We start from the raw sequence: 10739 nt of genomic DNA, 5'->3' as shown, positions 1-10739 counted from the left end.
TGGTGTGCACGTTTTGCAGTGATGCAGAGTGTGCGCACCATTTTTTCTTTACAGGGGCCTGTATGTCACTGACACCCACCGATGAACAGTCTGCCATTATCCACTGGCAGGGGCAGAAGCTGGTTGTGAACGCCTTTGCCGGGACAGGAAAGACCAGTACCCTGGTTCAGTATGCACTGGCAAACCCTGACAGCAGAATGCTGTATCTGGCTTATAACCGTTCTGTACGCGATGAAGCAGAGCGTAAATTTCCGTTTAATGTGGAGTGCAAAACCTCCCACCAACTGGCCTGGTCGCGCTTCGGCAGACATTACCGGAATCGCCTGGTTGCCAGCCTGCGTATCACGGATGTGGCCAGAAAGCTGAACACCCGTCACTGGCTGCTGGTTCGTCTGGCACTCAGCAGTCTGAATCAGTTTCTGTGCAGTGCTGACACGGAGCCGGGGCTGCAGCACCTGCCGGATGAGGATACCCGTGCCGGCACGGATGTTTCAGCCATCCTGCAGGCGGTGCAGGTGCTATGGCATGAAATGAGTCGCCCTGACGGCACATTTCCTGTCACGCATGATACCTACCTGAAGCTGTTCCAGCTGTCATCCCCGGACCTGTCCCGGCGCTGGGACACCATTCTGTTTGATGAGGCACAGGACGCCAATCCGGTGACGTCTACACTGGTGCTCAGTCAGCCCTGCAGGGTGATACTGGTGGGCGACCGTTACCAGCAGATTTACCGCTTTCGTGGTGCAGATAATGCGCTTTCTCTTCCGTCCCTGAACGATGCAGACCGTCTGTGGCTGACGCAGAGTTTCCGTTTTGGCCCGTCAGTGGCCCGGATGGCGAATCTGCTTTTGCAGCGTGCCGGTGAGACACGACAGGTGACCGGCAGTGGCGGGGAAGATGAAATACTGATGGGTCGCACCGGAGCGGATAAACCGGAAGGGCACCAGACGGTACTGAGCCGGACGGTGGCGGGTGTGATATGCACGGCACTGATGGCCAGTCTGAGCGGCAGGAAGGTGTACTGGGTGGGCGGTATTGAAGGTTACCGGACTGAGGCACTGGAGGACCTGTACTGGTTTTCTGCCGATATGCCGGAAAAAATGCAGTCTGATGTTCTGCGGCGGGATTACCGCGATTTTGATGAATACTGCCGGATAGCCAAATCCACCCGGGATGTGGAGATGAATCAGGCCATTCGCCTGCTGGATATCTGTTTCCCGTTACCGGTGAAACTGAAGCTTCTGCGGGAGCATACCGTCACGTGTGAGAAGGATGCGGATATTACCGTGTCAACGGCTCACCGCAGTAAGGGACTGGAATGGCCGGTGGTGATACTGGATGAGGATTTTGCGGATATCACCGACCCGCTGATGCCGGAAGATGAACGGAGGGACGAAACTAACCTGTTGTACGTTGCGGTCACCCGTGCCCGTAAAACCCTGGTACTGAGCAGTCTGATGCGCCAGCTGGCGGAAGAGGCTGGCAGAGATGAACAAAGCCAGAAAGCAACAGAGACATCACCGTCAGAAAACGGGGAAAACGATGCCGTATACGGGCAGGGGGGTGAAAATGCTTAATCGCCTGAAAAAACTGCTTCCCGGTAACAGCAATACCAGCAGTACTGAGACAACCACCCCGGAAACCGCACGCCAGCCGGAACATCTGCCGGAAGGTTTTTATATACCCCGGACTGCAGAGGAGCTGACGTCCACACCACGCAGGAAACAGTGTCTGAAGCAGTTATGGGAAAACAGCAGTATGCCATCCGACGTGTATCAGCAGTTCTGTCTGGCGCCGGTACAAAAACTCCTGATGGCAGCGCAGAACGTTCCCGCTGCCAGAGACTCCCGGTGGGCAGATGCCAACGGTTTTGGCGACCTGACGCTGCAGTTCACTACCTATGCCGTTCGTCTGGCCAGAGGATATATGTTTCCGCCCGGTGCCACACCGGAAGAGCAGGCTGCACAGTCCGGTGTATGGAATGCCGTGGTGTTCTGGTCAGCTCTGTTTTATCACCTGCCACTTCTTGCTCACCTGGAGGGGGAACTGGTCAGCGGAAAGTTATGGCAGCCGGGGATGTCATCACCGGATGAAGCATTTCGTTTCCGCTACCGGCAGCAACGTCTGCAGGGTTCAGAGGCTCAGCAACTGGCAGCGGTGATGGCCGGGCAGCTGTTGCCGGAGGGGGCGACAGCCTGGCTGGCCACTGTGCCGGGGGCATTACAGAATCTGGCGGGTGCAGTCTGGCATCAGCATCCGGAGATGGCATTGATTCGTTCAGTTCTGAAAACAGCGGCAGAAGAGGTGGAGAGTCCGCTTCTTGCGTCGCCAGTAACGGAACCCGTAACGGCACCTTTGCCTTCAGAAACCACTGTGCAGTCTGAAGGCAATGTGCCATCTGAGAGCCAGCCAGAAACATCAACAGAGGCCAGTGTGCCAGAGACGCCGGCAACCGCTACGGAGGAGAAAGGATTTACGCTGCAGCCCTCTGTTTCAGGAAGTGGTGAGGCCGAAGCAGTAGTCCCGGATACGTTGCAGTCTGCAACAGACACGGAGGAAAAGGTTCCGGAGGAGCAGGGCCTCCATGATGATACCGATATGCTGCTGAGTCTGTTTTCAGCAGTCAGTGATGACACAGAGCTCTCGGAGGTTGATGTGGCAGAACCTGTTGAAAATAAAGAGACAGTTTCTGATGAATCAGGTTGTGCAAACAGTGAACAGGCTGGTGCGGAAAGTGATCCTGCGCAAGACACGGGGATTTTTGGCTCTGTTTTATGTATCAGTGAGCCGGCTCAGGAGATAAAAAAATCACCAGAGCACTCACAGGACCGGAACAGTACGGAAAATGTCAGGGCTTCAGGCAGTAGTGGTGAATTTGTTGAATGGCTCAGACATGGACTGGATTCGGGAGAGATCCCGGTGAATCAGCCTGATGCCAGAGTTCATCTGATTGCCGGATATGCTTTTCTGCGTGTGCCGGATGTGTTTTACCTGTATCTGAAACAGACGGGGAGCAATCATGATCGCCGTTATGTTCAGTCCGTATTTGAGCGTGCGGGGCTTCATCGGGTTCGTTCCGGGGAGCGTTTTGTTCAGGCCAGACTGTATGATTCGGCGGAACGAACAGGGCGTTATCAACCTGTCAGCGGTTATCTGGTGAAAAGCCGCAGTCTGTTCAGCGGAAAAGGACTCCCCGGAGACAGCCCGTTTATCACATTTCCGTGACGGAATGCTGCGGGGAAGGAATGATTTGTTATGGAGCTTTTATGGGATCAAAGAAGGCCGGGAAACTGACCTGGGATGAACTGCTTGATGAGTATTTTTTCTCGAGAAACCTGCGTCCGGATACGGAATGGAGTTACCGCAAGGTTGTCCGGGGATTTGTTGATTTTATGGGAGAGGGGGGATTTCCGGCGGATGTGACCCAGCGTGATATTCAGCGCTGGCGACGTCAGGTTCTGAAAACGCAGTCACTTTCAACATACACGTGGAATAACAAGGTGGCGCATCTCCGGGCGATTTTTGGTTTCGGGATCAAAAAAGGGCTGCTGCCTCAGACAGAAAACCCGTTATGTGAGGCATCGGTGGCAAAGGAGGCGAAAAAGAAGAAGACGCTGAACAAAGATCAGATGATCCAGGTTTATCTGGTTGTTCAGAAGTTTGCTGAATATGAAACACAGCAGAGGGTACCCTGCGACCGGCGACGTAATGCCCTGTATCCGGCAAGATACTGGCTGACGGTTCTGGATGTGTTGCGTTATACCGGGATGCGCTTTAATCAGCTGCAGCATATCAGGCTGAAGGATGTTCGCCCCGGAGAAGGGGTGATTGAACTGCAACTGGAGGGAAGTAAAACACACCGCGAGTGGTGTGTGCCGATCGTGGCGCCACTGAAAGCCCCCCTGGAACTTCTCCTGTCACGGGCCCGACGTCTGGGAGCCGGTCCTGATGATTTTTTGTTTGATGTCTGCCGGTTTACAGACTGTATTGAGCCTGATGATTATGTGTATTGTCCGGCGCGTGCCCATCAGGCGGTCAAGGGATTTTTCAGGCGTCTGTCACGGGAGTGTGGTTTTCTGGTTTCTGCCCACCGTTTCAGGCACACGCTGGCGACGATTCTGATGGAGTCACCGGAACGAAACATGCATCTGGTTAAATCCATGCTGGGGCATCAGAGTATTGCGACGACCATGGAGTATGTGGATGTCAGTGCTGCATCCGCAGCCGGAACGCTGGAGACGGCGCTGGGTCTGTATACCGACACACGAACGGTCAGTGAGGTTTGTAAAGCGGGAGAGAACAGGGAAGAAGAGACGGAAAATTAACACAACTTGACAGGGATATTTCAGGTTGTAAGAATATACAGCAACGAGAACAGGGCGTCTGCTGGAACAGACACCCTGTTTGAGGATACGATTCTGAATTCAACCAGTGTAACCAAACTACGCTGATGGAGATTCCATAATGACCGAATCCTGTATTAAACGCCCGTTAAGGATCTCATCCCTTAACCAACGTGCTTTGATGCGGTGGTGCCCGGACTCGGAATCGAACCAAGGACACGGGGATTTTCAATCCCCTGCTCTACCGACTGAGCTATCCGGGCAACGGGGCGTATTAAACTGGATTAGCGTGGCTTCGTCAATGGAAAATCTTCAGAGAATCGCTCATGCGCGTGTTTTTTCGGCAAAAAGTGTTGATTTTGTCTAAATGTCAGCCTGAATGTTTCAACACTGACGCTGGCTCACTACAGCATCAAAGCTTTGTTTATGATTGCAGATAACTCATCTGTTTTTCTAACGTGTGGGAACACTATCCAGGACAGAAAAAAGCCCCGCTGGTGTCGAGGCTTCGTGAATACGTACGCGCCAGTCAGGCAAAAAATGTGCTCCACAGGGCAGAAATAGGCATAGCAATCAACAGAGCAGGCAGCATATTCGCCACGGCGAACATCTTTATCCCGCAGATGCGCAGGCCGGTTGCCAGTAGCAAAACACCGCCAACGGCAGTGAAATCGCCCATCATGGCAGGAGTGGTGAGCGGCAGAATCAGCGTCGCGCAGGCGGCAAGCGTTAGCTGGATTATCAGCATTGGGACACAAATCGTTGCCACCGCAAAACCGAGCGTGGTCGCAAAAATCGTGGCGGTAAAGAAATCGAGAAACGCTTTGGCAATAAGAATGCTGGAGTCGCCCGTCATCCCTTCGCGCATGGCGCCGAAAATACCGGTGCCGCTGGCACAAAAAAGAATAATAATTGCCACCATGCTTTGTAAAAACGATTCATGCGCGCTATTTACGGTCTCAGCTTTGCGTTTTGTCAGCAAATTACGCAGCGCGTTAACCCCGCCGCCGATCCCCCGCTCAACATAACAAAGCTCGCCAATCAACGTACCCAGCAGCGTCGCCAGCACCATCACTGGCAGATTCACGCACTTAATCACCAGCAGGATGCCAATACCAAGCGAAGCGAGACCAAAAATCGACGGCATAGAAGAACGCACGCGCTCCGGCAGGCGGTGGCTGAGCAGCGCACCGAGCGTACCGCCCAGCAAAACCGCTGCGGCATTAATAAACGGGCCAGTTACCACTGGGTTCTCTCCCTTACTGAATAAGATACGGCACAGAATAACATTTTTATGCGCAGCCATTGCCAGTTGGTTGCGCCAGCAGGGGAAAGGTGCCATGATTGCGTGAATTTTCACCCATCCAGGGAGCCGCCTGATGAAACACATTTCAGCCGATTGCCGCGCATCATATTACGGCTCCTTATTTGCGCGCGCGCCCCTCATTCTGCCACTTAACTTACCCATCATGCGGTGAGGTTAACGCACGCTCAGCGCAGGGCAACAGTAAGATCGGACACGGTCTGCTTTTACTGATGTCTGGCGGCCAGAGCCGGTTCCAGTCAGACACATTCGTTGGGCGAGGTTGCTGCTTCGTCCGGGGCTTTCTACTCCCCTGAAACGGGTATTCGTGCTTATGAAATCAATGAAAATTGCCGCCAGCCATGAGCTGGTCTCCACGCTGTCCACGCACCGAGAAAAGGTGACGCTGGACAGTACTGATTTTACGGACGTGGCGGCAGTCGTCATTACCCTGGCGGAGAGTCGCAGCGGCATTCTTACGCTGCTCAAAAACACCGGGTTTAATGTGCCGGTGTTTTTATTCCATCGCGAACCTGTTGACGCGCCGCAAGGTGTGACGGCGGTTATCAGTGGTAAAGACCAGGAGTGGCTGGAGCTGGAAGCCGCAGCCTGTGACTATGAAGAGAACCTGCTGCCGCCGTTTTTCGACACGCTGCGCCAGTATGTAGAAATGAAAAACAGCACCTTTGCCTGCCCGGGCCATCAGCACGGTGAATTTTTCAAAAAACACCCGGCGGGTCGGCAGTTTTATGACTTCTTTGGCGAGAACGTTTTTCGCGCCGACATGTGTAACGCCGACGTGAAACTTGGCGATTTGCTTATCCATGAAGGCTCCGCCAAGCACGCGCAAAAATTTGCGGCAAAAGTATTTAATGCAGACAAAACCTATTTTGTGCTCAACGGCACCTCTGCGGCGAATAAAGTGGTGACTAACGCACTGCTGACCCGTGGCGATCTGGTGCTATTCGATCGCAACAACCATAAATCTAACCATCACGGCGCATTGATCCAGGCCGGAGCGACACCGATTTATCTGGAAGCGGCGCGCAATCCGTTTGGGTTTATTGGCGGCATTGATGCCAGCTGTTTCGACGACGCGTACTTACGTGAGTTGATCCATGAAGTAGCGCCGGAAAAGTCCACCCTGGCGCGCCCGTTTCGCCTGGCGGTGATCCAGCTCGGTACTTACGATGGCACCATCTATAACGCGCGGCAGGTGATCGACAAGATAGGCCACTTGTGCGATTACATTCTGTTTGATTCTGCATGGGTAGGCTACGAGCAATTTATCCCGATGATGGCCGACTGCTCGCCGCTGTTGCTTGATCTGAATGAAAACGATCCGGGCATTTTTGTCACCCAGTCGGTGCATAAACAGCAGGCGGGGTTCTCCCAGACTTCGCAAATTCATAAGAAAGATAACCATCTGCGCGGGCAGGCGCGTTTTTGCCCGCATAAGCGGCTGAATAATGCATTTATGCTCCATGCTTCCACCAGCCCGTTCTACCCGTTGTTTGCCGCGCTGGATGTGAATGCAAAAATCCATCAGGGCGAGAGCGGTCGCAGACTGTGGGCCGAGTGCGTGGCGCTGGGCATTGAAGCGCGCAAAGCCATCATTGCTAACTGCAAAATGATCAAACCTTTCGTGCCGCCGGAGATTGCCGGTCGCCCGTGGCAGGATCATCCGACCGACATGATCGCACGCGAGCGGCGTTTCTTCAGCTTTGAACCTGGCGATAAATGGCACGGTTTTTCGGGCTATGCGCGGGAGCAATACTTTGTCGATCCGTGCAAGCTGCTTCTGACCACGCCGGGCATCGATGCCCAAACGGGCGATTACACAGAATTTGGCATCCCGGCGACGATTCTTGCTCACTTCCTGCGCGAGAACGGTATCGTGCCGGAGAAGTGCGATCTCAACTCGATCCTGTTCCTGCTGACGCCAGCAGAGAGTGACCAGAAGATGGCGCAACTGGTGGCGATGCTTGCGCGCTTTGAGCAGCATATCGAAGACGACACGCCGCTTGCCGACGTGCTGCCGACCATCTACAACAAATATCCGGTGCGCTATCGCGATTATACGCTGCGCGAATTATGCCAGGAGATGCACACCCTGTACGTCAGTTATGCGGTAAAAGATCTGCAAAAAGCGATGTTCCGCAAAGAGAGCCTGCCGGTGGTTGCGATGAACCCGCAAGATGCGAACAGTGAGTTTATTCGCGGCAATGTAGAACTGGTGCGCATTAGCGAGGCCGGGGGGCGCATTGCCGCAGAGGGCGCGTTACCTTATCCGCCAGGCGTGCTGTGCGTGGTACCAGGCGAAGTCTGGGGCGGGGCGGTGCAGCGCTATTTCCTGGCGCTGGAAGAGGGCGTCAACCTGCTGCCGGGCTTCTCGCCAGAGTTGCAGGGCGTCTATTCTGAAACCGATGCCGACGGTATTAAACGCTTGTATGGTTATGTGCTGAAGTAGCGCCTCTTTTCTGCTCTTATGCCGCTGCCCGCCGGTACAGCCGTCGCGGGTGGCCTATCTTGCCGTACTGCATCTCAACCGTCAAAAAACCCGCTTCAACACAGTGCTCCAGATAACGCCGGGTGGTGGTTTTACTAAGCCCGGTCTTGCTAACGACCTCATCCACGGAAAAACAGCGCGCATCGTCATCGGCAAACAGCTTTTGTACCCGCGCCAGCGTGTTCTCTTCAATACCTTTGCTGCCATTATCCAGCCGGTAATTTTTTGCCTGTAATTGATACAGTGAATCCACGTTTTGCTGATCGACAATCTTCCACACGCGCTGTTGCTCGGCAAACTGCACAAATCGTTCCAGCGACTGGCTCAGGCGTTTCCAGGAGACAGGCTTGAGGATGTAATCAAACGCGCCGTTACGGATGGCCTGGCTACAGGTGTCCATATCGCTGGCGGCGGTGATAAAAATCACCGAGCAATTCGCCTGCGCCATGAACGGATCGTTGATAAGCGTGATGCCTTTGCCATCCGGGAGATAGTTATCGAGTAAAATGAGCTGCGGCTGCGTTTGATTAAGTAGCGTCTGAGCTTCGGCAAGCGAAGACGCAATACCAGCCAACCTTAAGCGCGGATGCTTGCTGATGAGCTCTGCATGGAGCAGCGCAAGTACGTTTTCATCTTCCACTATCAGCACATCTATCACGTTATGTTGCATAGTTCTGATCTTCCAGTCCATATACAGGGCGCGGTACGTCTCCCGTTTCAGGGATGAAGAGTGAAAAAATCGTACCGCGGGGTTCGTTAACGGCAACATCAATGGAGCCACCCGCCTGAGTCACGTAGCTGGCAATCAGATACAGACCAATGCCGTGACCGCCGCTGCGTTTGGTGGTTACGCCGCGTTTAAAAATATGCTTGCGAATCGCCGGATCGATGCCCACGCCGCGGTCCGCCACTTCAATGATAAGCTCCCGTTCATTAAGCAATATCAGCACTTCGACCGGATCGTGAGGCAATGGCGCGCGCTGCGTTGCTTCGATAGCGTTATCCAGCAAATTACCGATAATCGAAATCAGCTCCGGCTCGCCCAGCAGGCGACAGGCGTTTTCCATGCGGCACGCCGGATCGAACGCCAGATCGACACCTTTTTCCCGCGCGCGGGCCGTTTTACCCAGCAACAAGCCGCAAAGCGTCGGCGAACGAAAACGCGAGGAGATAAAATCCAGCAGCTCCTGGGCATGCTCCGATTGTGCCTGAATGTAATGCACCGCTTCGTCATAACGCCCCAGATGCAGTAAGCCGGACAGGGTTGCCATGCGGTTGAGCTGCTCATGGCGCATAATACGCAGGTTATCGGCATAGCGTTTGACCTGGCTTAGCTGGGCGCTAAGACTGTCTATTTCGTTACGATCGCGAAAGGTGATCACCCAGCCTTGCAGTTTGCCCTCCAGCATAATGCGCACACGGCTGGCAATGACCGTCAGCTGGTTGAAGCGGCAAATCTCATCATGAGTATCCTGTTTGAGGATCAGCGGGTGGGCGAAAAAAGGCGTCGGCGCAATGACCTCGCTGATAAGCTTCCCGCGCAGTGCCCGCGTAGGCAGGCTTAACTCCAGCAGCTTACGCGCGGCCTGGTTAATCACTTCGATGCGCAGGCTGCTATCAATCGCAATCACCCCTTCGTAAATGGATTCCATCATCGCTTTTTGTTGGCGAACCAGCAGGCCAATTTCGCGCGGCTCCAGAGAGAAAATCTGTTTTTTAATGCTGCGGGTAAAAAACCAGGAAAAGACAAACAGGGCGGCGAGCAGAAAGACGGCGGCGATAAAAATATTGATGACTTTACCAAGCGTAATGGTATCGAGATAGCTGGTCAGATAGCCCACCGAGACAATGCCTATCACGCGGCCATGGTCATCAAAAATGGGCGCTTTACTGCGCAGTGAGATCCCAAGCCCTCCTTTGCGGATGGTCGTTGTACTTTTGCCCCGCAGAACATCTGCATTATCCCCACCGACCAGCGTTTTACCGACCTGGTCCGCATGCACGGAATGAAATAGATGAATGCCTTTACTATCACCTATAACAATAAAGCTGGCATCGCTGTGCAAAGCGACTTCGCGCATAAATTGCGTCAGCTGGGTAATATCATTTTTCGCTACCGCAAGGCGTAAATTCGGAATAATCGCTATTTCTTCCGCCTGTATTTTGGCTCTTGCGCTCATTTCCTGATATAGCTGGCGACCAACATCTTTGTAATAATAGATGCCTAATAATACAAATAAGCCAGAAAAGAAAAGCACCAGAGAAATAAAAAGTTTGATCTGAAAAGATACTTTCATCATAGTACGCGCGGCAATCAACAAACTGTCAATGTATCATCTTTTTACATTAACGTGACCAATTTACTGGAAACTTGTGATCCTTTGCACAGGCCGCATTGAAAGCGTGAATAGCTGAGGAAAAATAAAATTTCTGGAAATGTTGAAAACTTGTTTTTCTATTTAATAGAAACCATAAAAACCACACCTGAAAATAAGTGCTAAATCACATTGGTGAAAATAAACCATAAAAACCATAGGTGCCATTAAAACTCTCCTCTTATTATGCCGAGCCTCACATAACGCAT

At 53.1% G+C, this 10739-nt stretch carries 7 protein-coding genes and 1 tRNA gene; 4 read left to right on the top strand and 4 right to left on the bottom strand.

Annotated elements, in window-relative coordinates; translation table 11 throughout:
- Window positions 1-62 precede the first annotated feature (62 nt).
- The 3 genes from ACTU3N_RS07705 to ACTU3N_RS07695 are packed head-to-tail and all read left to right on the top strand — an operon-like array spanning window position 63 to window position 4325.
- Window positions 63-1577 (top strand): UvrD-helicase domain-containing protein, encoded by a 1515-nt coding sequence (locus tag ACTU3N_RS07705; RefSeq protein WP_443085548.1) that lies wholly within the window; start codon window positions 63-65, stop codon window positions 1575-1577.
- The gene (locus ACTU3N_RS07700) at window positions 1570-3225 is read left to right on the top strand and encodes a TraI domain-containing protein (protein WP_443085547.1); all 1656 of its coding nucleotides are present in this window, start codon (window positions 1570-1572) and stop codon (window positions 3223-3225) included. The genes ACTU3N_RS07705 and ACTU3N_RS07700 overlap by 8 nt, the downstream gene beginning before the upstream one ends.
- Before the next feature lie 20 nt (window positions 3226-3245).
- Window positions 3246-4325 (top strand): tyrosine-type recombinase/integrase, encoded by a 1080-nt coding sequence (locus ACTU3N_RS07695; RefSeq protein WP_443085546.1) that lies wholly within the window; start codon window positions 3246-3248, stop codon window positions 4323-4325.
- A 205-nt stretch (window positions 4326-4530) separates the two neighbouring features.
- On the opposite strand, the gene ACTU3N_RS07690 is transcribed toward ACTU3N_RS07695, so the two are convergent.
- Window positions 4531-4606, bottom strand: a tRNA-Phe gene (locus ACTU3N_RS07690).
- A gap of 266 nt (window positions 4607-4872) precedes the next feature.
- On the bottom strand, window positions 4873-5589 hold the full coding sequence (locus ACTU3N_RS07685) for a DUF554 domain-containing protein (RefSeq protein WP_443085545.1): 717 nt from the start codon (window positions 5587-5589) through the stop codon (window positions 4873-4875).
- A 391-nt stretch (window positions 5590-5980) separates the two neighbouring features.
- Here ACTU3N_RS07685 and ACTU3N_RS07680 point away from each other — a divergent pair, with 391 nt between their 5' ends.
- The gene (locus ACTU3N_RS07680) at window positions 5981-8116 is read left to right on the top strand and encodes an ornithine decarboxylase (protein WP_443085544.1); all 2136 of its coding nucleotides are present in this window, start codon (window positions 5981-5983) and stop codon (window positions 8114-8116) included.
- Window positions 8117-8132: 16 nt separating this feature from the next.
- Here ACTU3N_RS07680 and ACTU3N_RS07675 read toward each other — a convergent pair whose 3' ends face one another.
- Complete coding sequence (locus tag ACTU3N_RS07675) at window positions 8133-8825, bottom strand: response regulator (protein WP_443085543.1); 693 nt, start codon at window positions 8823-8825, stop codon at window positions 8133-8135.
- Window positions 8815-10452, bottom strand: coding sequence for an ATP-binding protein (locus ACTU3N_RS07670; protein WP_443085622.1), 1638 nt, complete (start codon window positions 10450-10452; stop codon window positions 8815-8817). The genes ACTU3N_RS07675 and ACTU3N_RS07670 overlap by 11 nt, the downstream gene beginning before the upstream one ends.
- Window positions 10453-10739: the final 287 nt, after the last annotated feature.

It is taken from the genome of Vagococcus sp. WN89Y, assembly GCF_052220145.1.
Lineage (GTDB): Bacteria > Pseudomonadota > Gammaproteobacteria > Enterobacterales > Enterobacteriaceae > Kosakonia.
The sequence above is the reverse complement of the archived record's forward strand: the minus strand, read 5'-3'. Positions and strand labels throughout refer to the sequence as shown.

What these genes read in the sequence shown, in the direction of transcription:
- ACTU3N_RS07705 (WP_443085548.1), top strand. Translation starts at nt 63, where the DNA reads ATGTCACTGACACCCACCGATGAACAGTCTGCCATTATCCACTGGCAG.
- ACTU3N_RS07700 (WP_443085547.1), top strand. Translation starts at nt 1,570, where the DNA reads ATGCTTAATCGCCTGAAAAAACTGCTTCCCGGTAACAGCAATACCAGC.
- ACTU3N_RS07695 (WP_443085546.1), top strand. Translation starts at nt 3,246, where the DNA reads ATGATTTGTTATGGAGCTTTTATGGGATCAAAGAAGGCCGGGAAACTG.
- ACTU3N_RS07680 (WP_443085544.1), top strand. Translation starts at nt 5,981, where the DNA reads ATGAAATCAATGAAAATTGCCGCCAGCCATGAGCTGGTCTCCACGCTG.
- ACTU3N_RS07675 (WP_443085543.1), bottom strand. Translation starts at nt 8,825, where the DNA reads ATGCAACATAACGTGATAGATGTGCTGATAGTGGAAGATGAAAACGTA.
- ACTU3N_RS07670 (WP_443085622.1), bottom strand. Translation starts at nt 10,452, where the DNA reads ATGAAAGTATCTTTTCAGATCAAACTTTTTATTTCTCTGGTGCTTTTC.